Genomic DNA, 24,972 nt, shown 5'->3' with positions numbered 1-24,972 from the left:
CGAGCGGGTTCTCCGTGGCGGCGCGGCCGGCGGCTCGCCGGCGGCTCTCTCGCGGATTATATCTACCACCCGCGCCGGTCGCCAGTGCCCTCTCGGCGGCTGGATGGGCTCACGGGGCCGTGATAGGACGGGCGCCCCGGTCGATGGCTCGCTCGCTCCTCGCCGCCGCGCTCGCGCTCTCGCTCGCGCTCGCGGCGGCGCAGGCCAGCGCGACCGAGTTCGACGCCGCTGGTCGGGCGACCTTCTCCGCGAAGGCGGCCTGGACGCTCGGCTTCGAGCCGGGCGAGCCCGCGCTCCCCGACGCGGGCGAGCCGGACGCCGGAGACGCCGGCGGCCCGACGCCGCTCGACATCGCTGAATCGCAGGCCGCGCTCGAGGGGAGCCACGTGCTCGCGGTGCCGCGCTTCGCCGGGGTAAGTATCCCGCTCGCGCTCCCCGCGAGCCCGAGCTCGTATCGAGTGACCGTGTGGGCGCGCGGGGAGCTCATCGCGACCGTCGAGGCGAGCTACGGGGAAGGGCGGGTCGACGAGTTCGGCTCGCTCTACCCCACCGGGCGCATGACGAGCGACGGCTGGTACGAGCTCGAGACGCGCGGCTTCTCCTTCGACTCGTCGCGCGCGAAGCTGGTAGAGGTGGGGCTCTTCTCGCCGACGGGCGCCGAGGCGGACGCCGTCGAGTTCGTGCCGGACGGCGCGGCGGCGCCGAGCGCGGCGTGCCGCGGCGCGATCGACGATCGAGCCTGCGGCGCGGGCCGCGCCTGCCAGTGGGGTGAGTGCCGGTCGATGTCGCCGAGGGTCCCGAGGCTACCGGCGGATGCCGAGCGCGACGATCTCGTCGCGTACCTTCAGGGCCGCTTCCGGCTCCTCTTCGGCCCTTTCCGGAACCGCCGCCTGGACTTGCCGAGCGCGCTCGCCGAGCTCGACGCGATGCGCTCGGCCGCCGACGCCTGGAGCTTCTGGAGGCATTTCGAGGTCGCCGTCCACCGGCTCCACGACTGGCACACCCAGAGCACCGGCATCGCCGGCTTCGTGCTCGAGCAGCCGAAGCCGATCTCGGTCTGCTTCATCGAGGGCGTGGCGGACGCCTCGAGCGGCGTCACGTCTCCCGACCCGAGCCGCCTCGACGTGCTCGTGTCGCACGTCGGCACCGTGAACGCGCTCGGGCTCCACGCGGGCGATCGCCTGGTGAGCGTGGACGGCAAGCACCCGGTCGAGTGGGCGCGCTCGCTCATCGGTGTCGACGATGGTTTCTGGACCGCGTCGAACCACGAGACCCACGCCGAGGACGTCGCGCGGCTCCCCGGGCTCATCGCGAGATTCGCCGAGCGCTTCGAGGTGCTGCGCTGCGACGCGGCGAGCGGCGGCTGCGCCGGCGCGCCCGAGACGCTCCGGGTGGCAGACATTGCGCGCGTCCCTGCGGGGGTTCGAGCGGACGTGAGCTGTGACAACCGCCCGCGCTCGCACCTGCCCGGCACGCCGCCCGAGCACTCGCGCGACGGCTTCTACTCGGGCATCGTCCTCGAGAGCGACTCGAGCGAGGCGATCTACGGGCTCGAGTGGAGCTCGCTCTACGTGACGGGTCGAGGAGAGCCCGGGGACGTAGGGCCGCAGCTCGCCGAGGCCGTCGCCACCTGGCGCGCGCGCGCGCGCGGCGTCGTGCTCGATCACCGCTCCGGCTTCGGCGGTACCTCGCTCGGGCCGGCCATGATCTGGGACTTCGTGCGAAAGCCGGTGAAGCTCGACAGCTTCCGCTTCCGTGATCGCGCCGACGAAGAGGGCCCCGCGAGCCTCGCGGAGGGCAAGGCGCTCTTCGACGCGCTCGGGGACGAGGTCGAGGTGGCCGGCAGCGCGAGCGCGCGCACGGACGTCCCGGTCGCGCTCCTCACGCACCTCGATGGCTCGGCGAGCGACTGGCTGCCGCTCGGGCTCAAGGGCGCTCCGAAGGCGCGCATCTTCGCGCCCTTCGAGACGGCGGGAGGCTTCTCCACCCGGTATCAGTTCGGGTACTGGCTCGGGCTCGGTTACTCGATCGCGGTCGGCGATACGCTCGCCGCCGACGGGCGCACGCTGAACGGCACCGGCGTGGCGCCCGACGTGGTGGTGCTACCGCTGCAGTCGGACCTGCTCGCCGGCCGCGACACCGTCTACGACGCCGCTCTCGCGTGGGTGCGCCAGGAGCTCGCGCCGTGACCCGTGCGCACCTCGGGTTGCTCGCCGCGTGCGTCGCGCTCGCGCTCGCCGGCGCGTGTGACTACGACGACGCGCCGGTCTCGCCGCTCTCCCGTGACGCCGGGGCGGACGCGTCCCTGCCGCGGCCCGACGCCGGCGACGCCGAGGCCGAGGCGCCGCTCCGCACCATCATCGAGCGGAGCCCGTTCGGTGACGTGGCCGCCCGCGACAACCTGCTCTGGGATGGCGATTTCGAGTGGGAGACCGCCTTCGCCGACTCCTCTGGTTGGGTCGGCGCGGGACCGCTCTTCGTGCCCATCGGCACGTTCAGTCAGCTCCGCATCGGCGCCGCGTGTCGGAGCGGGATGAAGTGCGGCTACCTCGCTCCGTCGCAGCGGGTCGGCGCCATCGGCGTCGCGCCGCCCGGCGACGCGCCGGTGTACGCGAGCGTCTGGGTCAAGCCGCCCACCGGCAACTGCTTCGACGTGGGCGTCGTCCTCTTCGGGTGCAGCGATCGCTCGGATCCGGACCTCACTCTCCTCACCGATGACGGCGCCCCCGACGCGGACGGCTGGTGCGCGTTCCGCGCCGTCGGTGGTGCGCGGCGCCGCGCGACCTGCCTGCTGGTCGAGGCGCGCTTCGCCGACGGCGAGGCGCTCGTCGACGACGCCGTGGTGCGCGCGGCGAGCCCCGAGGAGCGCGTCTTCCGTCGCGCGCTCGCGCCGCAGCCGGTAGACCGCCGGGCAGCCGACGCCATGCGTGCGGTGATGAAGCGCGTGATGGTGCCGCGCGAGCCGCCACCGAACGCCGCCGAGCGCGCCTTCGAGGCGTGGCGGAGGCGCCCGCGATGAGCGGCGGAGCGGTGCGAGCCAGGCTCGCTACGCTCGGGCTGGGGCTCGCGGCGCTCGCGCTCGCGGCCCCGGCGCGCGCGGCCACCTTCGACGCCGCGGGCCGCCTCGTCTTCGATGCGAAGGCGACCGCGACGCAGTCGTTCGAAGACGAGGCCGAGCTCGCCGAGGGCGGCGCCGGCGCGATCACCTGCGACGGCACGTGCAGCTACGAAGTCGCCGGCGGCGGCGCTGGTGACGAGCTCGCGCTCCACGGCGAGCGCTTCGCCCGCGTGTCCGTGCAGCAGGCTCCGTTCGAGGTGACGCTCGTGCTCCCCGCCGAGAACGCCTCGTACCGGTTTCGTCTTTGGGTCCGTCACGCGCGCGTCGTCGCGCGCGCGGTGATGTCCTACGCGGCGTCCGCGGAGCGGGACGACGAGGCGGCGTATCTGTTCCCGACCGGGCGCGTCACGAGCGACGGTTGGGTCGAGCTCGTGTCGAACCCGGTGAGCGTCACCGGGACGGCGCTCGAGCGCGCGGTGATGCGCGTCGAGGGGACCGGCGTCGACCTCGACGCCATCGAGGTGGTCCGCGAGGGCCAGTACCGGGGAGGCTCGCGTTGCTTCGGCGCGTTCGATCCGGTGTGCGGCGAGGAGGCTCTCTGCGTCGCCGAGCGCTGCCAGGAGGGCGCGCGCTACGTGCCGCCGATCCCCGACATGGAGCACCGGGACAGCGTCGCCGATTACCTGGCCGCGCGTGCGCGCCTGTTCTTCGGGGGGCGCTTCACGCGGACCCGCAACCTGCCGGCGGCGCTCGACCGGATGGGCGCGATGCACGCGGCGGAGACGCCCTGGCAGTACTGGCAGGCGTATTTTCACGGCGTGCGGATGCTCAAGGACTGGCACACGGCGACCTCGCTCGCGCTCTCGGCAGTGCGGAGCGCGCGCCGGCTCGGGGTCTGCTTCATCGAGGGCAGGGCGGACCTCTCCCAACGCACCTGGCCGAGCGCGCCCGATCGGCTAGACGTGCTGGTCGCGTATACGGGCTCCACCGGCGCGCTCGGGCTCGCGGCCGGGGATCGCCTGGTCGCGGTCGACGGGGTCGAGCCCATCGCGTGGGCGCGCTCGCTCACGGCGCAGAACTACGGGTATCACGTCGCGTCCGACCCGGAGGTGGACGCGGACGTGGTCGAAGCGATGCGCGATCTCATCCCGACCTTCGCTCGCAACTTCAGCGTGATCCGCTGTGACCAGGACGCCGGGAGCTGCCTCGATCACATCGAGACCATCGACGTGCGGAGCATCCCGCTCGCGAGCGACGGCGCGAGCGGCGCCATCCCGTCGTGCGACAACCGCCCGGCGTACCACCTCGCCAACCCGCCGCCCGGCGCCGCCAACCACCGCATGGGCGGCGCGAGGTGGCGTGACCTGGTCGTCGACTCCGGGCCTGGCGAGCACATCTACGGGATGACCTTCGACTCGCTCTATGGCCCGATGATGACCCCGTGGCTCGTCGAGTCGACCGCGTTTTTTCGCCGGCAGGCCCGCGGCGTCATCCTCGATCATCGTGCCGGAAACGGCGGGACGATGGACGCTCCCCAGGCGCTCACCGAGCTCGTGCGCCGGTCGGAGATCCTGAGCGTGTCGGGGTTCATGGCGGTCGCTGGCTACGACGGGCCGGAGGACGCCGCCGAGGGGCTCGCGCTCTTCGAGCGCTTCAAGGGCGCGCTCTCGATGACCTACGCGGTGGGCAGCGCCGATCCGGACCTCGAGCTGCCGGTCGCGCTCATCATCCACCGCGACGGCTCGGCGAGCGACTGGCTCCCGCACGGAATGAAGGGCGCCCCGAACGTGCGCGTGTTCGGGCCGCACCAGACGGCGGGAGCCTTCTCGTCCTTCTACCAGTTCGGCTATTGGTCGCGCATGAGCTGGCAGCTCGCCAGCGGCGACACGCTCACCTCGGACGGCACGCCGCTCATCGGGCACGGGATCGAGCCGGACGAGCTCGTGGTCCACACCCAGAGCTCGCTCCTCCAGGGTCGGGACCTTCCCTATGAGGCCGCGCTCGCATGGGTGAGGAGTCGGCTCAAGTGATGCGTCGGGTCGCGCGCTCCATCCACGCCGCGCTCGTGCTCGCCGGCACCCTGCTCGGCGCCGCCTGCGGCCACGACGAGACGCGTGTCACGCCGCTCACTCGAGCGAACGACGCGAGCGCCGACGCGGGGGAGGACGCGCCTCGGCCGCCCGACGCGGTCGCACCGCTCCGCACCGTCGAGAGCCGGAACCCCTTCGGGCGCACCACCCTGGTCGAGAACCTGCTGGTCGACGGCGATTTCGAGCTGTCGAGCGGGAGCGGTCAGTACGGCTTCATCGCGTACTCTGCGGGTGGCCAGGCGCTCCTCGCGCGCGAGACGGGCGGGCTCTGTCGCTCCGGCGTCACCTGCGGGGTGCTCACCTCGGGCACCAGCCTGCTCGGCTATGGCGCCGCGGCGCGGGGCAAGAGCCTCGCGGTGACCTTGTGGGCCAAGCCGCCCGAGCCGGACTGCTCGCTCGTCTGGGTGAGCGTCACCAAGTGCAATCAGGCCTTCGGCGGCTCGACGAGCGTGCTGCCGGTCGAGGCGGCCCCGGACGCGACCGGCTGGTGCCGCTACGAGGAGGTCCTGCCGCCCATGGATGAGCAGCCGTGCCTCTTCGTCTCGACCGCCGCCGCCGCGGGCGCGCGCACGCTGGTCGATGACGCCTCGCTGGTCGCCGTCGAGGGTTCGGGCGCGAAGCCGCGCGCGCTCCGCGCGCCCGACCCGGCGCGCGAGGCACGCATCGCGGAGGTCCTCGACTGGGCGCGGCGCCACCGCCGCTACTGAGCGGCGCCGGAGCCGCGCGACGGGCTCGGTACCGCGCCGCCCCCAACCAACATCAGCAGCCCGGAGTGGCAGGCCACCAGCATCCGCTCCGGGCCGGACGGCTCGACCGCGATGGGGTCCGGGCAGCTCGCCTCGGGCGCCGCGCGGAGGCTGCCGTCCGGCCCGAGCAGCGCGGCGTCCTCGGCCGCGCGGACGATGGCCGCGTACCCCGCCGCATCGACCAGGAGCGGCGGCGGCTCGAGCGCGAGGCGCGGGAGCCCTCGAGCGGGAAGCCGGGCTGCTGGCTCCACGAGCGCGCGCCGCGTCTCGCGGCCCGCGCGGTCGACCGCGACGACGAAGCCGTCGGCGGTCGTGACCCAGAGCCTTCCGTCGGCGCCGAGGGCGGGTGGGCCGCGGAGCCCGGCGGCGTCGTCGAGGAGGATCCGCTCGCGCGAGCTCGTGAGCTCGAGCGCGACCAACCGCCGGCGGTCGACGACCGCGACCAGCGTGTCGGGGGCGACGAGGGCAGCGCCGCCGGTGATCGGACCCCCGAAGCTCCCGAGCCCGACCGAGGTCGACTCCGCCCGGAGCTCGCTCACGCCGCCGCGCTCGCCGACCACGAGCACGCGGCCGCGATGCGCGAGGAGCGTCGCTGCAGGCTCGCTCAGGCGCGCTTGCGCCGCCAGCGAACCGTCGGGCTCGATGCGGACTACGACGCGTCCGAGCGCGACGCTCAGGCTGCCGTCCTCGAGCGGGAGCGGGCTCGCGACCGGTCGTGCGTCCTCGACCTCGAGCGCGCGGCGATAGCGCAGTCTGCCGTCCGGCCACACGCCGATGAGCGCCGGCCCGCTCATGACGGTGACCCGAGTGCCGTCGCTGGTGAGCACCGGGGCGCAGAGCGGCACGCCGGGACCGAGCCGCGCCGACCACTCCGGCACGCCGCCCGGTGAGAGCTGGACCAACTGCCCGAGGCCGCTCGCCGCCACGATCGCACCTCGTTCGTCGACCGCGATGCCGTGGCTGAGCCCGCCTTGCACGCGGGCGCGCCAGAGGAGGCGCGGCGCGCGCGGCAAGGAGCTCGGGGCGCGGCCGCTCCGCGCCGCGTCGACGCGCGACATCGGCGCGGCGCCGCGGGGCGGGCCGACCACGCGCCGGAGCGGAGCGCCCGGATCGAGCGGCGCCGCGCGCGCGAGGCCGAGCGAGCTCGCCGCCACGAGCAACGTGAGGAGCGAGCGCGACGGGCGCTCAGCCGGCCTCGACACGGACCGTGTACTCCTCCGCGCCGGCGGGCGCGACGTTCGGGTGAGGCGGCGGAGCCCACGGGTTTACGACCAGCTCGAGCTCGAGGCACGCCGGGGCAGGGGTCGTGTCGACCTCCGGGCTCGACCACTCGCCGGACACGTCACTCTCGGACTTGCCAGCGTCGGTGCCCGCCCCGTGCACGCGCACGGCGATGCCGTCGCGCGCCCCGCCGCGCGGCGTGACTCGCAGGACGGCCGCGCGCGTGCGCGGCGCGTCGCTCACCACGAAGCGCGCGCGCCCCGAGCCGCGCGCGAGACACACGACGTCGATGTCGCGCATCCAGGCGAGCTTGCCGTGGAAGGTCTGACCGATGGCGATGGGGCTCGCGTCCTTCACCGTGTCGTTCGGCTCGACCTCGCGCTCGCGGGTCGGCTCGACGCGGGCGAGCCTCAAGCGATAAGAGTCGGACACGTTCTCGAGCACCGGCGGCGGTGGGTTCGAGTCGTACGCGTCGCGGTCTTGGGTGACGAGGAGGAGATAGGGGCCGGCGGGGAGCGTGAGGGCGCCGATCTCGAGATCGGCCCCCATGCGGCCGGAGCAGTAGCGGCCGAGCGAGGTCTCCTCGCCGCTCTGGTAGACCCAGAGGCAGCTCGCCAGGTTCGGCAGGGCGGTGAGTGAGAGGCTCACCGCGGTCGCCTCGGGCGGCACCGACACGCGGAAAAAATCACGGTCGCCGCGCTCGCGGTCGAGGCGTCGCCCGAGCTGCCCGCGCACCTCCGCCCCGAAGGGCACCAGGTTCGCGGTGCCCACCGTGTCATTCGGCTCGCGCTCGCCGCCATCGAACGAGAGCGCCGCCCGCTCATGCGCCCAGAGATGGTAGCCACCCACCCCGAGGCCGAGCACGACCCCGAGGGCGGTGCTCAGCGCGAGCGCCCCTCGGCGCTTCAGCTTGCGCTCGTACCGCTCGACCTCGGCGCGGGTGGCCGCTTCGGAGTCCTGATCGGCGAGATGCCCCACGCGCTTGGAGTCGAGCAGGAGGTCGACGCTCGAGCTGGTGCTCTCGCGGCGGAGCGACTCGACCAACGCGGTCTGCAGCGCGCGCGCGCTCTCGAATCGAAGGGCGGGGTCCTTCTCGAGGCAGCGGAGCACGATTTGGTTCAGGGCGCTCGGGATGGCCGGCGCGCCGTCGCGCTCTCGCGGCGCGATGGGAGTCTCGGTGAGGTGCTTGGTGAGGACGCCCATGGGCGTCGGGGCGTCGAACACCGGCTGCCCGGTGAGGCACGCGTACATGAGCGCGCCGAGCGCGTAGATGTCGCTCCGAGCGTCGACCGGCTCACCGCGGATCTGCTCGGGCGACATGTAGTAAGGGGTTCCGACGATCGCGCCGCGCGAGGTCACGTCTCCGAGCTCCTTCGACTCGCGCAGCTTGGCGAGCCCGAAGTCGAGGACCTTCACCACGTCGTCGCCGCTCTGGCCGCGGACGATCATGATGTTCTCGGGCTTGAGGTCGCGGTGGACGATGCCTTCGGCGTGCGCTTCGCTGAGCGAGTTGCAGATCTGGATCACGATGCGCGTCACGCGGGTCGCGCCGAGCGGTCCGCCGTGGCGGACGATCCGTCCGAGGTCGTTGCCGCGCAGGAGCTCCATGGCGAGGTAGACGAGCCCGTCCGAGCTGCCGAAATCGAACACCTGGACCGTGTTTGGGTGCGAGAGTCGGCTCGCCAGCAACGCCTCGCGCTTGAAGCGCGCCACCAAGGTCGCGTCCCGACCGAGCTCGCCCGATAGGAGCTTCAGCGCCATCAGCTTGCCGATCCGAGCGTGCTCGACCCGGTAGACGACCCCCATCCCCCCGCGGCCGAGCCGCTCCAGGATCCGGTATCGATCGGCCACCACCACCCCGATCAGCGGATCGGCGACGAAGAGCTCCTCTGCGGAGTCGGTGTGCGTGTCGAGGGTGCGGTCGGTGACCAGGCTCGCCGAGGAGAGGGCGGGCATGAGCGAGTCCGCCCCGGACGACACCTGGGAGAGCCGCGCGCCGCACCGGCTGCAGAAGCGAGCGTCGTCGAGGTTTCGTGCGCGGCACGCCGGACACTGCCCGAGTCCGGAAATGAGCTCGGTCACCGGACGACCCCGTCGACGATGAAGCTGGCGGAGATCTCGGGGATCGATGCGCCGGTACGCGGGCCGTCCACCGCACGCGTCACCCGCCCGAACGCCGTCACCTTCGCGCCGCGCGCTGCCGGCCGCTCGCCGCCGTACACCACCCGCGCGAGGCACGGCGGGCGGGCGCAGCCGGTCGTGACGTCGAGCAGGAGCGTGGTGGTGTGGCGCTCCACCCGCGCCTCGACCACGCTCCCCGCGAGCGCCACCTCGCGGCCCGTCGCGCTGGCGAGACCCTTCGCGAGCGCGGCATAGTCGCGGGTGGCGGTCTGCTTCCGACGGGCTGCCTCCTTCGCCAGGCTCTCGACGCGCAGGACCGTGACCGGCGCGCGTCGTGGGGCGCGCTCCTTCGCGCTCGCGTACACCGTCACGGTCGTCTCGCCGAAGCTCGGCACGTCCATCAGTTGCGCGAAGCGCCCGTTTTGATCGACCGCCGCCGCACGCGCTCCGATCCGCACCGAGCCGCCGACCTGGGTGGCGCCGGCGATGAGCACGCGCGGCGCTTCGATGACCATCCCGTCGGTTGGCGCGTCCACCACGAGCGGCGTGATGCCAATCTGCAGGGTGACCTCCCCGGACTCGGGCCTCCCGCCCGGCGCCGTGATGGTGAACGGCAGTTTCTTCTCGAGCGTCTCGACCGGCGCCGCGGTCCCGGTGAGCGCGCTCGAGACGTCGAGCGAGTAGCTTGCGGCGCCGTCCGCGCCGACCTCGAGCGGGTGGCCGTCGACGGTGATGGAGCTGCCGGGCCGGAGCTCGGCGCGCACCGCGACGCTGGGCGGCTCGCGCGAGAGCGGCTCGAGATCTCCGCGGATCCGAAAATCGATGGGCACCACGAGCGAGACGCGCTTCGCGTCGCGCGCGCCGGGCGGGATGAGCTCGAGCTCGAGTCGGTTGTCACCGATCGCGAGCGGTCGCGCGAGCGGGAGCGTCGCCGCGCGGTTCGCGAAGGTGGCCTCGCTGCCGTCGAGCCGCGCCAGCGTCCCGTCCTTGCACGAGTCGCATGAGAGCGCGAGCGCCTCGTGACCGTTCGCGTCGGCCCGCACCGTCGCGCGGAGCGGCGGCGCGCTGCGCCACACCCAGACGGCGAGCACCACCGCGGCGGCCAACGTGGCGAGCGTGAGCGCGCCGAGCGCCATGACGACTCCGACCCGGCTGCGGGGGCGAGCAGGCGCGCTCGCGACGGCAGGCGGCGCGAGCGCGGGCGACGGCGCGAACGCGGGCCCGGGCGCGCTCGGCGCTGCCATCGGCGGTACCGGCGCGGGTGGCTTCGCGACCCCCGGGTTCAGCGGCGCGATCCCGGGCAGCGCCACCCCGAGCATGGTCTTCTGCTGGGAGATCATGGCGGTCGAGCTCGGCGGCGGAGGCTCGGCGGGCTGGGGGTAGGGTGGCGCGGCCGGCGGCGGGTTCGCGGGCGCTCCGGGCGGCGCGGGCGCGGGCGAGCCGGCCGGTGTGAACAGGGGCATGCCGAGCAGCGTCTGGCCGGGCCTCGGCGCGGGCGGTTCGGTAGCGCCGGTCGGCGGCGCGGCGGGTGGGCCGGGCGTCGGCATGCCGAGCAGCGTCCGGTGCAGAGCGCCCGGCGCGAGCGGCTCGGGAGGCAGCGCGGCGCCACCGCTCGACGTGCCGAGGCCGAGCATCGTGCGCGGGCCCACCGCCCCCACCGGACCCGCTGGCGCTCGGGCGAGCGCCGCGCCGCACCGGGTGCAGTTCGGCTCCGCGGGCGCGTTCATCGTGCCGCAGCGCGGGCAGGACGTCATCACGGCGACTATACCTCGGGGCCGAACGGCGGCTCTGGCGCTCCGGTGACTCGCAAGGTCTTTGTCCGGTCGGGTCGCTCTCCGATATGGGAACGGACGGTCCGACATGCTCGCCAAGCGCATCATCCCGTGCCTCGATGTCCGCGCCGGACGGGTCGTGAAGGGGGTGAATTTCGTGGATATTCGCGATGCTGGCGATCCGGTCGAGGCGGCCCGCCGCTATGATGCGGAGGGGGCGGACGAGCTCACCTTCCTCGACATCACCGCCTCCCACGAGGGGCGCGGCGCGCTGCTCGACGTCGTCCGACGGACCGCAGACGCAGTGTTCACTCCGCTCACCGTCGGAGGCGGGGTGCGGGAAACCGCGGACGTGCGCGCCCTGCTCGACGCCGGGGCGGACAAGGTGAGCGTGAACTCGGCGGCGCTCGAGCGCCCCGCGCTGATCGGTGAGATCGCCGAGCGCTGGGGTTGCCAGGCGCTGGTGGTGGCCATCGACGCGAAGAGCGCCGGCCCTCGGCGCTGGGAGGTCTTCACGCACGGCGGCCGTCGCGCGACCGGCATCGACGCGGTCGAGTGGGCGGCGCGCGCGGCGTCGCTCGGCGCAGGCGAGCTCTTGCTCACCAGCATGGATCGCGACGGGACGCGCGCTGGGTACGATCTCGACCTCTTGCGCGCGGTGGTCGGCGCCGTCTCGGTGCCCGTGATCGCGTCGGGCGGCGTGGGCACGCTCGAGCACCTGCGCGAAGGGCTCGACGAGGGCGGCGCGGACGCCGCGCTCGCCGCGTCCATCTTTCACGACCGACTCCACACCATCTCCGAGGCCAAGCGCTACTTGCGCGCTCGGGGTGTCGTGGTTCGGGGAGGAGCAGCATGAGCGTCACGTTGCTGGAGGTGCTGGCGGCCGCGAGGGCCCGGCGGGCGTCGGTGGTCGCGGAGACCGCCGGCTACCTCGTCTTGGCCCTCGCCGACCAGGTGGTGAGCGCGCCGCGCCGGATCGCCGCGGGCGACGCGGTGCTGATGCCCGACGGTTCGCTGCGCGCGGTCGCCGGCGACGCCGCGAGCGACGAGGCGGCAGCGAACGCGCTGCGCGCGCTGCTCACGGCGCTCATGGAGGCGTCCGGCTCGTCTACCCCCGGACTCGGCCGCGCCGCGCACGCCGCGGGCGGCGGCGCGAGCCTCATTCGGGCGCTCGAGACCGCGCTCGTGCCGGTGAACCGCGCCGCTGCGCGGCGCGCGCTCGCGCGGCTGCATCGCGAGACGGAGCGGGCGCTCGCGCTCGGCGTGCAGGTCCCGGCCGAGCCGAGCGCGCGCGCGACGCCGCCCTTGCCGGTCGAGCGGGCCGTCGAGGTCGCGGTGGCGCCGCCGGTCTCGGATGACCGCATGAGCGAGCCCGCGCCGTCACCGCTCGACGTGCCGGTGGTCGTGCTCGCGCCGCCTCCACCCGCGTCCGCCGAGCGGCTCGAGGCGGTCGAGCCCGCGCCGCGAGCGTTCGACGAGCTCGTCGAGGCGCCGCTCGATCTCACGCCGGCCGAGCCGATCGTCGCGCGCGCCAACGCGCGCCGGCTCCTTGACGATGAGCGCGCGGGCGAGGGGACGCCGGTGCTCGGCACCCGCGTCGCCGCCGCGGCGGTCGCGGTCGCGCCGCTCGTTCTGGTCGATGCGGACGCGACCGAGCCAACTCCCGAGGTCGCGCTGTCGCCCTCTCCGCCGTCGCTCGCGGCGCTCGCGCCGGTGGTCGAGCGGGCGGAAGCGCCGAACCACGACGCCCCTCGGCTCGATGCGTGGGGCGTGGACGACGGTGAGCCGATCCTCGATGACGATTTCGACATCGACGAGTCGATGTCGCCCGAGCCGGCGCTGATCGAGCAGCTGCCCGAGCCGGCGCTGATCGAGCAGCTGCCCGAGCCGGCGCTGATCGAAGAGTCGCCCGAGCCGGCGCTGATCGAGCAGCTGCCCGAGCCGGCGCTGCTCGAAGAGTCGCCCGAGCTGGCGCTGCTCGAAGAGTCGTCCGAGCCGGCGCTGCTCGCGGAGTCGTCCGAGCCGGCGCTGCTCGCGGAGCCTCTCGCTACGGCGGAGCGCTGGCGGCCGCTCGCCTCGCCGGAGCCCGCCGACGCTACGCTCGACGAGGCGTGGAGCCCCGCGCGCGAGCCCGCCGACGCTACGCTCGACGAGGCGTGGAGCCCCGCGCCGGAGGCCGCGCCGCTCGAGGTCGACGATGGCGGCTTCGCGTCGAGCGCGACCCCGTCGTCGGACGTCGCTGCGACCGCCACGCTCGACGAACCGCCACGCTCCCGCGCCGAGCCGACACCCTGCCCCGAAGCCGCGGTGGACGAGGCGCCGATCGAGCCGGAACCCAGCCATTTCGTGCCCGCGCCCGCTCGCTTCGCGCCGCGGAGGAGTGACGTGAGCGCGCTCATCGGGGCCTTTGCCCCGGCGAGCCCCGAGACCGAACGCGAGCTTCGCCGCGATCTCAAGGCGCTGGCCGGGCTGAGCGCGACGCCCCCTCCCGCGATGGTCGAGCCTCGCTCTGAAGGAGCGAGCTCCCACGCGACGCCCCGGAGCGCGGCCGGTTCGCGCCCGCGCTAGGATGATTCGAGGCGGCTGGCGCGCCGGGTCGAGGCATCGTTGCAAGCGCCCCGTGGGTCGTGCCATCCTCCGCGCCATGCACGATCAGAACATGGCGATCCTGAAAGGGCTCGTGAGCGTGGCGTGGGCCGATGGCCGCGTCGCCGACGAGGAACTGGAGGTGATCGAGGCGCTCCTGCAGGCGTTCAACGCGACGCCGAGCGAGGCCGCCGAGGTGCGCAGCTACGCCAAGACCCAGCGTACGCTCGATGACGTGCCGGTCACGGATCTGAGCTACGATGATCGGCGCGTGCTGCTCCAGCACGCGGTGCTGCTCACCCACATCGACGGCGAGCAGGCGGAGGCCGAGCAGCAGCTCATCGACGGGCTCTGCGAGCGGCTGCGGATCCCTTCGGTCGAGGCCAAGGGCATCATCTTCGCCGCCGAGGAGCGCGCGAAGGAATTCCTGAACCTGCTCTGATCGCGCTCGGCGGGGCGCTCGTCAGGTTCGCGACTGGGCGTACAGGCGGTCGATCTCCTTGAGCAGCGCGATCGGGCTGAACGGCTTGGTGTAGTACGCGGTGGCCCCCACCTCGGTCGCGTGCTGGCGCGACTGGGCGTCGTCGAGCGCGCTGATGATGATCACCGGCACCTTCCGGGTCGTCGGGTCGGCGCGCAGGCGCTTGCAGACCTCGAACCCGTCGTACTGCCCGGGGAGCATCAGATCGAGGAGCACGATGTCCGGTGGCCGGGTCATCGCGACGTCGATCGCCTTGGTGCCCGAGGCTACCGCGGTGACCTCGTATCCGCGGGCCTGCACCAGTGCCTCGATCATGCGTCGGATCGAGTCCTGATCCTCGACGACGAGAATGCGCATGCTCTAACCAGCATAGTCCATCCCGCCGCCCGGCACGCCATCCAAAATGCGCGCTCCTCCCGAGCGCGCGCTCCGCTCGCGAGACGAGCGCTCGGCGCGTTCAGCCCTCCAGGACGAAGACGAGCTCGCTCCGACCGGCGGCGCTCTCCCGGATCGCGAGCTTGCCTCCGAGCACGTCCGAGGCCGCCTCGGCGGCGAGCAAGGCGAGGCCCCGGGGGCGGCCGAGCCCGGCGGGATCCACGCGATGCCGGACCAGGTCCTGCCACGCGGAGGCCGGGACGAGCGGCGCGCCGTCTTCCACCGCGAGCTCGAGGCCGCGGGGGAGCCGGCGGCCTCGCACCCGCACCGGCTCGCCGCGCGGGGTCGCCACGATGGCGTGGTCGATGAGCGAGCGCACCACGAGCTCGAAGAGCCCGCGCGCGGCGCGGAGCGGCTCGAGCGCCTCGAGCTCCGTCTCGAGGGCGACGGCGTGGCGCGCGGCGCGACCGCCCGCATCGGCGACCGCGGCGCGGATCCCGTCGGCGGGATCGAAGGTGAGCTCCGCCTCGCGCGGGTCGGCGGCCGCGGCGCGCGCGAGCTCGGCGCCGTGCGCCGAGAGCGCCGCCGCGCGGGTCGACATGCGCTCGCCGAGGCTCGCGGCCGCCTCGCTCGCGTCGGCGCGCAGCGCCTCGGTGAGCGCGCGCACGTCGCGCTGCATCGAGCTCGCGACCGACACCAGCATCTCGAGGCGCGCGGTCGCGACATCCGCCGCGGGGGGCTCGCTGCGCGCGGCCGGCGCGTCGCCGGCCGCGAAGGCCGCGGCCAGCTCACGCGCGTAGACCTCGCCGAGCTGCTGGGCCTGCTCGAGCTCCCGCCGGAGCTCCGCCACCTCGCGCTGATCGCTCGCGCCGTCGGCGGGCAGGAAGATCGACTGCGTGCCGCCCTCGAGCTCGAGCCGTCCGCCGTGACGGATGGCCATGCGGTTGAGCCAGCGCTGCTCGAGCTCGAGGTTCGCCGATGAGTCGGGGCCGAGCTCGACCCCGATGCGAACCCAGTGCCCGTCGCGTCGAACGGAGATGACCGGCGTGGCGGCCGCGCCGCCGAGCCCTGGATCGCTGTGCGTCTGACTGAGCAGCACGTGGAGCATGCGCCGGAGATCGCTCTCTTCGCCGAACACCTCCGTCCCGGCGCCGGGCTCGATGGCGATCCGCGCGCCGGGCGCGATCTCGTAGAGCAGCGCCGCCAGATCGATGCGGCCGCGGCGCGCACTCTTGCCCACGCTGCCTGCCTGCAGCTCGCTCAGCTTGTCGATGGCGTCGTCGAGGGCGTCGAGCGTGGTCTCGACCGCGGGCGCGTCGGTGATGGTGACGCCGCCGGCTGGCTGCTTGCGCTGCGCGACGCCCTCGCGGAGCGCTCGAGCCGCGCCGCGCGCTTCTTGAGCCAGCAGCCAGGAGAGCTCCTGTCGCGTGAGGCGTTCGTTCGTCACCGGGCGGCATGATGCCACGGCCTTCGCTCGCCGGCTATGGGCCGAGCGCCCCGCGCTCGGCGGGAAAACCGCGCGGCGCCCGGGCGAGCGCGGAGTATACCGCTTGGCGATGCCCGGCTCGCGCGCGTCCGCGGCGCTTCCTGCGGTGCTCGTCCTTGCCCTCGCCGGGTGCGCGCCGTCCGGTCGAGGTGCCGGCGAGTCGAGCGCGGCCGCGCCTCGCGCGGCGCGCGAGGGCTCGAGACGGGCTCCGGCGCGCGCCGCCGCGCCGGCGCCCACGCCCGCTTCCGACCCCTCCGCGGCGGCGCCCACCGCGAGCACCGCCCCACCCGCGCCGCCGCGCGCGCTCGACCCGGTGGCCGTTCGCGCGCTCGTCCGCGACGCGCGCGCGAACGGCTCGGACGAGCTCGTGCTCGTGAAGGATGGCGTCCTGGTCGGCGACTGGGTCTTCACGGCCGGGCGCGCCCCGATCCAGACCATGTCGATCACGAAATCCGTGCTCTCGCTCGCGGTCGGCGTGCTCGTCGACGCGGGCAAGCTCGACCTCGATCAACCGGTGAGCACCTGGTTTCCCGAGTGGAAGAGCGGCGCTCACGCGAAGATCACCGTTCGCCATCTGCTCTCGCACACCTCGGGGCTCAGCGAGCCGGAGCGCACCGTCGAGCTCTACCGGAGCCGCGATTTCGTCGCGCACGCGCTCGCGCGACCGGTCGAGCGCGAGCCGGGGACAGAGTTTCACTACTCGAACGAGGGCGCCAACCTGGTGAGCGCCGTCATCGCCCGAGTGAGCGGTGAGCGCGCCGATCGCTTCGTGGCGCGCACGCTCTTCGCGCCGCTCGGGATCGGTGACTTCTGGTGGAGCCTCGATCGCGCCGGCAACGCCCACGGCCTCGCGGGGCTCCACCTGCGCCCGCGCGAGCTCGCGAGGCTCGGCGAGCTCATCGACCGGCGCGGTCGCTGGGAGGGCCGACAAATCGTCAGCGAGGGCTGGCTCGAGCGGTCCACCGCGCAACTTGCCTCGGTGCAGCCGAATAGCAAGCGGCTCGGCCTCTTCTGGTGGCTCGCGCCCGCGTGGACGCGCGTCGAAGTGGACGACGCCACCGTCGCGCGCTGGCGCGACGCCGGCGTCGACGCGGCGTTCATCGAGCGCGTCGCGCCGGTGCGCGGCAAGGTGTTCCCTTCCGCGAGCGCGCTCGCCGCCGAGCTGCGCGCGCTGTTCGGCGACCCCGCGCTGAAGGAGTGGACGCTGCAGACGACCGAGCGCGGCGTGCCGGACGCGCGCTTCGACTTCGGTCCCATCGACGGCGTCTACTCGGCGGGTACGCTCGGGCAGTACCTGGTGGTCTTGCCGCGCGACCACCTGGTCGCGGTGAGGATGCGCCGCGCTCCGAAGGGCCGCCCCGACCCGCACGCTCCCGATCCGGCGTTCCCCGACTTCGTGGAGCGCGTCCAGGGACTGCTCCGCTGAGCCGGCCGCGCCGCCGGCCGCGCCGGACCGGCAACGCTCGGCGGCGAACGCCTCGACCACTCGCACCGGGGTGGAATCTCCGCCGCCGGTCGCGCCGGACCGGCCACGCTCGGCGGAGGCTGGTGTGTCACGCGCGGGCTTGTGTGTCAATCTGTGTCAGATGCGTGGCCCGAAATGACAAGGTAACGCGAGAGTCGAGCTACCTTGCCGTCAACTCAGATGGAATGAATCTTGGATCGAGCCCGACAGGAGTTCTCGATGGCACAGAAGTGGTGGCTCAGGAGCGCGCGCGGGTTGGTGAGCGCGTTGGCGCTCGGGGTGGCGCTCGCGGGCGGATGCTCGGGGGCTGGTATGGGCGGCGAGGCCGGCGTCGGGGGCGACTCGGCGAGCGACGGCGTGATCCGCATCGACGAGGCGAAGCTCTCGGCGACCTCCGCGGCCGGCGTGCTCAGCGTGGACATCCCGATCGAGTCGCTCGGGGACGCGGCGCGGGGCCGGCTCGAGGTGTGGATCGCGACGGTCGACGGCAAGACCCGGCTCGGAGCCGCGAGCGTGAGCTACGAGGTCGGAAGCGGCGCCACCGCGCACGTGACCGCCACGCTGACGGCGCCGGCGGGCGTCCTCGAGCAGGCGGACTGGGCGCTCTACAACCTCCGCATCACCGACGGCGCCGAGGAGGCGCTGCGGCTCACGACCAGCCTGCTCCGCGTGGTGTCGCCCTACGCGCTGACGCTCGACGGACCCGCGCAGATCTCGGCGGGCAGGAAGGTGTCGTACCGCGTGCACGCCGCGCACCCCTTCACCCAGCGGCCGCAGGGGGGGCTCGAGGTCGCGCTCGACGTGAAGCGCGGCGACGCGCTCGTCTCGAACCTGACCCGCGTCACGGACGCCTCCGGCGATGCGGTATTCCAAGTGGAACCGACCGGCGCGCCCGGCTCGTACACGGTTCGGGCGCACGCCCGCGCGCAGGGCACCGAGGCCAGCCTCACGAGCCCGGTGAGCGTCGTCGAGCCCGCGCGGAAGGTGCTGCTCACCACCGACAAGCCCGTCTATCAGCCGGGGCAGACGCTCTTTCTTCGCGCGCTCGCGCTCACCCCGCCCGAGAACCGGCCGCTCGCGAACGCCACGGCGCGCTTCGAGCTCGAGGACGGCAAGGGGAATAAGCTCATGATGCGCGAGCTTGCCACCGACGCCTACGGCGTGGCGGCCACGCAGTTCACGCTCGGCCGGATCTTGAACATGGGCACCTTCAAGGTGCGAGTCGTCGTGGACGGCACCACCACCGAGAAGACCGTCGAGGTGTCGCGCTACTCGCTGCCGAAGTACCGCGTGGGCGTCGTCGTGGCTCGGCCCTGGTACGGCCCGGGCGATACGGTGACCGGGAGCCTCGATGCGGGCTATTTCTTCGGTAAGCCGGTGTCGGGCGCGAGCGTGACCATCGAGGGCGTCACGGTGGACGTCGGCGAGACGCTCTTCGGCAGCGTGGTCGGCAAGACCGACGCGAACGGCAAGATGAGCTTCTCGCTGCCGCTGCCGAAGAGCCTGGTCGGGCTCCCGCTCGAGCAAGGCAACGCGCTCGTCACGCTCCGCGCGACCGTCACCGACGGCGCCGGGCAGCAAGTGAAACGGGAGACGCCGGTCGCGGTCGCCGCCGCGCCGCTCCACGTGGTGGTGGTGCCCGAGGCGACCTCGCTCGTGCCCGGCATCGAGAACCGCCTCGATCTCTTCGTGAGCGATCCGCTCGGGCAGCCGGTGGCGAACGCGGTGGCGAGCGTGCGCGCGGGAAACCAGGTGCTGTCCGCGAAGACCGACGAGTTTGGTCAGGCGGCGCTGCGCTGGGTACCGCGCTCGGGGGCGGCCACGCTCGAGGTGACCGTGACGCCCGCGAGCGGGAAGCCCGTCACCCAGGACTTCAGCTTCGACGCGCAGTCCGGCAGCGAGCACGTGCTCGTCCGCACGGACAAGTCCGTCTACGCGATCGGCGAGACGGTGAAGGTGGAGGTGCTCGCGACGCCCGGCGAGGCGCACGCCTACCTCGACTGGTTGAGCGAGGGTCAGGCGGTCGACATGCGCACGCTCGACCTCGACGCGAGCGGGCGGGCCAGCTTCACTATGCCGGCCGACACGACGCTGCGCGGCACGAATCGCATCGAGGCCTACGTCGTCGACGACGACGGCAACGTGGGCCGCGCCGGGCGCACCATCTTCCTCCGCACCGACGCGGCGCTCAGCGTGAGCCTCTCGACCGACAAGCCGGAGTACCGGCCGGGCGAGCCCGCGCAGCTGACCTTCTCCGTGACCGACGAGCAGGGCGCGCCAGCGGTCGCGGCGCTCGGCGTGCAGGTGGTGGACGAGGCGGTGTTCTCGGTCATCGACTCGCGGCCCGGGCTCCTGTCGACCGTGTTCGAGCTCGACGACGCCTACGCCGAGCCTCGCTACGAGCTCCAGGCGCCGCCGGGGGCGCTCTCCGACCTCCTCTTCGGCAAGACACGCTCGCGGGATGCGGCCGAGGCGAGCGCCGCGCAGGAGCGCACCGCCGCGGCGCTCGCGGCGCTCGGCTCGGGTTCGTTCACGGGACTGCACCTCACGAGCTGGCCGGAGGTCATCCAAGGCGCGAAGACGCAGCTCGCTCCCTACTACGAGGCCGAGAAGGCGCGGATCGTCCGGGCGACGCAACCGGCGGTGACCGCGGCGGTGCGCGCCCTCGCGGCGCGCGGCTGCACGGAGACGGGACGCTGGTGCGACTCCGAGCAGCGCTCGTTCGGCGAGGCGCTCATCTTGCGCGTGAAGGGCGCGCTCGCTCAGTACGATTTCTGGGGCAACGCCTACTCGATCGACGGCTCCCCGTTCGACGCGGCGCTTCACGTGCGGAGCGCCGGTCCGGACGAGCAAGTGAACACCGCCGACGATCACGCGCTCACCATCAGCCTGGCGGAGCTCGGCGTCGAAGACAGCCTCCCGCCCATGGCGGATGGCAATGGCCCGATGCCCGGCGGCGGAAATGCGGACGCCGGCGGCGGTATGGGCGGCGCAGGGGGCGCGAGCGGCGTCGAGCAGAGCTCGGGGCCGCGTGTCCGCAAGGACTTCCCCGAGACGCTGTACGTGAACCCCGAGCTCATCACCGACGCGAACGGGAAGGCGACCGTGAGCGTCGAGCTCGCCGACAGCATCACGAGCTGGCGCGTCTCGACGCTCGCGCACTCGGCGGGCGGCAAGCTCGGCGGCGGGCAGGCCGGCATCAAGGTCTTCCAGGACTTCTTCGCCGACATCAGCTTCCCCGCGACCTTGACCCGGGGTGACGAGCTCGAGTTTCCGATCGCGGTCTATAACTACCTCTCCACCAAGCAGGCCGTGAAGCTCGAGCTCGCGAGCGGGACCTGGTACACGCCGCTCGGCGCCACCACGAAGACGGTGGAGCTCTTGCCCGGAGAGGTGGTCGGAGTTCGCTTCCCGGTGCGCGTCGAGACGGTCGGGCTACAGACGCTCACGGTGACCGCGACGGGGAGCTCCGCCTCCGACGCGCTCGCTCGCAACGTGCTGGTGGTGCCGGACGGCAAGGCGCTGTCGGCCGCGGTGAGCGGCGCGCTCGCGCCGGGGAGCGTCTCGCACGCGGTGGACTTTCCCGCCAACGCGGTGCCCGGATCACCCGAGATGTACCTCGAGATCTATCCGGCGCTGCTCGCGCAGGCCGTGACCGGGATGGACAGCATGCTGGCGGTGCCGAACGGCTGCTTCGAGCAGACCACCAGCACGACCTGGCCGAACGTGCTCGTCACCCGCTACATGAACCAGACCGGACAGATCACGCCGGCCATCGCGCTCAAGGCCGAGAGCCTCATCTCGGCCGGCTATCAGCGACTGCTCACCTTCGAGCACCCGGGCGGCGGGTTCTCCTGGTTCGGCACCCAAGACGCCGCGCCGTTCCTCTCGGTCACCGCCTTCGGGCTGATGGAGTTCGCGGACATGGCCAAGGTGCAGCTGGTCGACGCGGCGATGATCGCGCGCACCCAGGCCTGGCTCCTCGCCCAGCAGAAGTCGGACGGCTCGTGGGAGGGTGACGTCTCCGAGTTCTTCTCGTTCCAGACGAGCGCCGTGCGAAATACCGCGTTCGTGCTGTGGGCGCTCGCGGACAACGGCTACACGGGCGCGGAGGTCGGGCGTGGGCTCGCGTATGTGAAGGCGAGCCTCGGCGACGACACGGATCCGTATACGCTCGGCTTGGTGGCCAATGCGTTCGCGACCGCCGCCCCGAACGACGCCTTCCTCGCGGGCGTGCTCGCGAAGCTCCACGCGGCGAAGCAGACCGACGGTGAGCGGACGTACTGGGACACCGACGGGACACAGACCAACTTCTACGGCGGTGGTGCCGACGCCGCGGTGAGCGCGACCGCGCTGGTCGCGCGCGCGATGCTGCTCTCGGGAGGCTTCAAGGACGACGTGGACGGCGCGCTCGCCTTCCTCGTTGCCTCGAAGGATCCGGCGGGTAACTTCGGTTCGACGCAGGCGACCATCTGGACGCTCCGCGCGCTGCTCCTCGCCGCCGAGAAGGGCACCGAGGGCGCCGTGGGGACCCTCGCCGTCGAGGTGGATGGCGCGCCCTTCACGACGCTCTCGCTCACCCCCGACCAGGCGGAGGTCATGACCACCGTCGACATGAAGCCGCTCGCCACGCTCGGGTCGCATCAGGTCACGCTCTCCTTCGCGGGCACCGGCAAGGTCAGCTACAACCTGGTGACGCGTCACAACCTCCCGTGGGCCGCTGTGCCGCCGGACGCGACCGGTCCGCTCGGCGTGAGCGTCTCCTACGACAAGCGTTCGCTCGCGGTGGACGAGCGGGTCGAGGCGACCGTCACCGTGAAGAACCACACCGCGAGCGCGCAGGGCATGCTCATCGTCACGGTGGGGATCCCTCCCGGGTTTGCCGTCGAGACAGAGGCGCTCGACGCCTACCGGGCGGCGGGCGCGCTCTCCAACTACGAGCTCACCGGCAAGCAGCTCACGCTCTATCTGAGCTCGCTCGGAGCGAGCGCTTCGCAGAGCTACCGCTATGGGCTCCGGGCCACCATGCCGGTGAAGGCGAGCGACGGCGGCGCGAGCGCGTATCTCTATTACCAGCCGGAGCAGCGAGCCTCCGCGCCCGCGGCGACGCTCGAAGTGAGCGCCGACTGAGCCTCGGCCGCTCCATCCGGTACCCAGCAAAAAAAATCAGCGGCCCGAGGGGAGGGGGGGAACCTCGGACCGCTGACAGAGGAAACGGCGTCAACCCGGGCGGGGGGGGTCACCTTCGGGCGACGCCTGATTCGATAGGTTGCAGCTACCATGCCAGCGTCGCCCGCCCATAGAACCTAGGCTTAGCCGACCTGACCGAGCGCGTTCATTTCATGAATGAAATGAACGCGCTCCAACCTTGAAACCTCTCGCTCGAGTTGCCGAGGCCTGGGCCCGCGCCGGATGGCGCGCTCTACGGCCATGGCCGGCCGACTCGATTCAGCTATGGTCGGGAGCCATGACGCTCCGTGTTTCCGCCGGGTTGGCGCTGCTGCTCGGGCTCGGATCGGTGGCCTGCGGCGCCGAGAGCGAGGGCTCCCCGCCGGCCGCGCTCGCGGGCGCCCAGGTCGCCTTCGACGTCGATTTCGCGCCGCTCGAGCACCCCGACGATCCCGCCGCCGCCGCGCGCGCCTTCTACGACTTCCCGTGGCCCTCGGATCTGCGCCTCGATGCGGCCGGCCACCCCGACTTCGGCGGGTTCCCGAACCCGCTCGGGAGCGCCACCGTGGCCGGCGTCATCGAGGCGGCCTCCGCGCGCAAGGGCTTCCCCACGGTCGCGGTCGGCTGGTTCCGCTTCGACGCGCCGCTCGGAGCGCGCCGGGTCGACGACCTGTTGCCGGCAGACGCCTCCTCGCCGGTGCTGCTCATCGACGTCGACGAGAGCTCGCCGGAGCGCGGCAAGCTCTACCCTACGGTCGCGGTGACGACCGCCCAGGACGACAAGTACGTTCCCGAGAATTTCCTGGCGGTGGCCGCGTACCCGGGCGTCCTACTGCGAGGGAACCGGAAATACGCGTTCGTGATCCAGCGCTCACTCGGGGATGCCAGCGGCAAGAAGCTCGGCGTACCCGCCCGGCTCCGCGCGCTCGAGGCGGGGCGTGCGCTCCCCGGTCCGCGCGGCGAAGCCGCTCGCGACTCCTTCGCGCCGCTCTGGCAGACCCTGAAGACCGTGGGGATCCCGACCGCGGAGGTCGCCGCGGCCACCGTGTTCACGACCGGCGACGTGGTCGCAGACACCGCGCGCACGTCCGATGCCCTGGTCGCGAAGTACTCGCCCCAGATCGAGGGGCTCACGCTGGTCGACGCGACCACCGCCTCGACGCGCTTCTGCGCCCTCCAGGGCACGCTCGAGCTGCCGGTCTTTCAAAAGGGTGAGCCCCTCTATGACACGGAGGGACACTTCGAGCTCGACGCCGAGGGGGTTCCTGTCGAGCAGGGCAAGGTCACCATCCCGGTGGTGCTCACACTCCCGAAACGCGAGATGCCCGCGGGCGGTTACCCGCTCGTGCTCTACGAGCACGGCTCGGGCGGCGTCAGCATCCAGGTGGTCGATCGCGGCCGCACGCCGACCCCAGACGGCGAGCCGACCCCGCTCGAGGGCCCAGCCTACGTGGTCGCCGAGCACGGATTCGCCGCGGCGAGCTCGGCCTTGCCGGTGAACCCGGAGCGCGTGCCGGGCGCCGGTGATCTCGCCTATATCAACTTCAATAACCTGGGCGCCTTCCCTTACACGTTCCGGCAGGGCGTGTTCGAGCAGCGCCTCTATGTGAAGGCGCTCGAGTCGCTCACGATCGCTCCGGCCGCGCTCGGCGCCTGCACGGGGCCGAGCCTGCCCGCGGGGCAGTCGTCCTTCCGCTTCGATCTCGAGCCGCTCATGCTGCAGGGGCAGTCGATGGGCGGCATGTACACCAACATGCTGGGCGCGGTGGAGCCGAAGGTGCGCGCGGTGGCCCCCACCGGCGCGGGCGGCTTCTGGAGCCAGTTCATCATCAAGACGCACTACGTCGGAAACCTCGGCAAGCTGTTCGCGATGGTGAGCGGCGCCGGGGCCATCGACATCGACTTCACCTACCCGGCGCTCCACGCCCTGGAGACCGCGTGGGAGCCCGCCGATCCGATGGTGTACGCCGCGCGGCTCGCGCGCTGGCCGCTCGAGGGCGCGCCCGCGCGGCCCATCTACGCGACCAGCGCCCCGGGCGACGAATATTTCCCGGTAGAAATCTACGATGCGCTGGCGCTCGCCAACGGCACCCAGCAAGCGGGCGAGCTCGAGTGGCAGAGCATGCAGGACACGCTCGCCCTCGACGGCCGCGACGGGCTCCTCCCGTATCCGGTGAAGGACAACCTCCTCTCGGCCGACGGCTCACGGGTGACCGCCGCTGCCGTGCAGTACGCGGGCGACGGCATCATCGACCCGCACTACATCTACGCGCAGCTCGACCAGGTGAAGTATCAGTACGGCTGCTTCTTCCGGAGCTACCTCGACACCGGCCGCGCCACTCTGCCCGCGCCGGCGCCGCTCGGCACGCCCTGCCCCGAGTAGCGCGGGGCGGCGCGGCCGC

Annotated in this window: 15 protein-coding genes; 10 read left to right on the top strand and 5 right to left on the bottom strand. The window is 73.0% G+C overall.

The window, feature by feature from the left end; all coding sequences use genetic code 11:
- The first annotated feature begins 143 nt into the window (after window positions 1-143).
- Genes OZ948_01000 through OZ948_00985 form a run of 4 tightly spaced genes read left to right on the top strand, consistent with a single transcriptional unit; the run spans window position 144 to window position 5,855 of the window.
- A complete protein-coding gene (locus OZ948_01000; protein MEB2343301.1) occupies window positions 144-2,189 on the top strand; it encodes a S41 family peptidase in 2,046 nt (681 codons plus the stop codon).
- Window positions 2,186-3,019 (top strand): hypothetical protein, encoded by an 834-nt coding sequence (locus OZ948_00995; GenBank protein MEB2343300.1) that lies wholly within the window; start codon window positions 2,186-2,188, stop codon window positions 3,017-3,019. The genes OZ948_01000 and OZ948_00995 overlap by 4 nt, the downstream gene beginning before the upstream one ends.
- Window positions 3,016-5,088 (top strand): S41 family peptidase, encoded by a 2,073-nt coding sequence (locus OZ948_00990; protein MEB2343299.1) that lies wholly within the window; start codon window positions 3,016-3,018, stop codon window positions 5,086-5,088. Before OZ948_00995 ends, OZ948_00990 begins: the two co-directional genes overlap by 4 nt.
- Window positions 5,085-5,855 (top strand): hypothetical protein, encoded by a 771-nt coding sequence (locus OZ948_00985; GenBank protein MEB2343298.1) that lies wholly within the window; start codon window positions 5,085-5,087, stop codon window positions 5,853-5,855. The genes OZ948_00990 and OZ948_00985 overlap by 4 nt, the downstream gene beginning before the upstream one ends.
- Here OZ948_00985 and OZ948_00980 read toward each other — a convergent pair.
- The 3 genes from OZ948_00980 to OZ948_00970 all read right to left on the bottom strand — a co-directional run bounded on the left by OZ948_00980 (window position 5,849) and on the right by OZ948_00970 (window position 10,990).
- Window positions 5,849-7,096, bottom strand: coding sequence for a PQQ-binding-like beta-propeller repeat protein (locus OZ948_00980; protein ID MEB2343297.1), 1,248 nt, complete (start codon window positions 7,094-7,096; stop codon window positions 5,849-5,851). The two genes, OZ948_00985 and OZ948_00980, sit on opposite strands and share 7 nt — an antisense overlap.
- Window positions 7,080-9,071 carry a serine/threonine-protein kinase gene (locus OZ948_00975; protein ID MEB2343296.1) on the bottom strand — a complete coding sequence of 664 codons (1,992 nt, stop codon included), beginning with the start codon at window positions 9,069-9,071 and terminating at the stop codon, window positions 7,080-7,082. The genes OZ948_00980 and OZ948_00975 overlap by 17 nt, the downstream gene beginning before the upstream one ends.
- A gap of 122 nt (window positions 9,072-9,193) precedes the next feature.
- Window positions 9,194-10,990: a hypothetical protein gene (locus OZ948_00970; protein ID MEB2343295.1), complete on the bottom strand. Its 1,797-nt coding sequence runs from the start codon at window positions 10,988-10,990 to the stop codon at window positions 9,194-9,196.
- Window positions 10,991-11,096: 106 nt separating this feature from the next.
- Between OZ948_00970 and hisF the strand changes: the two genes are divergently transcribed.
- From hisF to OZ948_00955, 3 genes are all read left to right on the top strand, one after another.
- A complete protein-coding gene (gene hisF / locus OZ948_00965; GenBank protein MEB2343294.1) occupies window positions 11,097-11,864 on the top strand; it encodes an imidazole glycerol phosphate synthase subunit HisF in 768 nt (255 codons plus the stop codon).
- Entirely contained in the window at window positions 11,861-13,576 is a 1,716-nt protein-coding gene (locus tag OZ948_00960) for a hypothetical protein (protein MEB2343293.1), read from the top strand. Before hisF ends, OZ948_00960 begins: the two co-directional genes overlap by 4 nt.
- 91 nt (window positions 13,577-13,667) lie before the next feature.
- On the top strand, window positions 13,668-14,036 hold the full coding sequence (locus tag OZ948_00955; GenBank protein MEB2343292.1) for a TerB family tellurite resistance protein: 369 nt from the start codon (window positions 13,668-13,670) through the stop codon (window positions 14,034-14,036).
- A 21-nt stretch (window positions 14,037-14,057) separates the two neighbouring features.
- On the opposite strand, the gene OZ948_00950 is transcribed toward OZ948_00955, so the two are convergent.
- Window positions 14,058-14,432, bottom strand: a complete 375-nt coding sequence (locus OZ948_00950; protein ID MEB2343291.1) for a response regulator — start codon at window positions 14,430-14,432, stop codon at window positions 14,058-14,060.
- Window positions 14,433-14,532: 100 nt separating this feature from the next.
- Window positions 14,533-15,897: a hypothetical protein gene (locus OZ948_00945; protein MEB2343290.1), complete on the bottom strand. Its 1,365-nt coding sequence runs from the start codon at window positions 15,895-15,897 to the stop codon at window positions 14,533-14,535.
- Between the two features lie 352 nt (window positions 15,898-16,249).
- Between OZ948_00945 and OZ948_00940 the strand changes: the two genes are divergently transcribed.
- The 3 genes from OZ948_00940 (at window position 16,250) to OZ948_00930 (ending at window position 24,953) form a co-directional block, all read left to right on the top strand.
- A complete protein-coding gene (locus OZ948_00940) occupies window positions 16,250-17,362 on the top strand; it encodes a serine hydrolase (protein MEB2343289.1) in 1,113 nt (370 codons plus the stop codon).
- A gap of 231 nt (window positions 17,363-17,593) precedes the next feature.
- Window positions 17,594-22,531 (top strand): MG2 domain-containing protein, encoded by a 4,938-nt coding sequence (locus OZ948_00935; GenBank protein ID MEB2343288.1) that lies wholly within the window; start codon window positions 17,594-17,596, stop codon window positions 22,529-22,531.
- 337 nt (window positions 22,532-22,868) lie between these two features.
- Window positions 22,869-24,953, top strand: a complete 2,085-nt coding sequence (locus OZ948_00930) for a hypothetical protein (protein MEB2343287.1) — start codon at window positions 22,869-22,871, stop codon at window positions 24,951-24,953.
- Window positions 24,954-24,972: the final 19 nt, after the last annotated feature.

This window comes from Deltaproteobacteria bacterium (assembly GCA_035063765.1).
Taxonomy (GTDB): domain Bacteria; phylum Myxococcota_A; class UBA9160; order UBA9160; family PR03; genus CAADGG01.
Note: the sequence above shows the minus strand (reverse complement) of the source record. Positions and strands in the feature narration are given on the sequence as shown.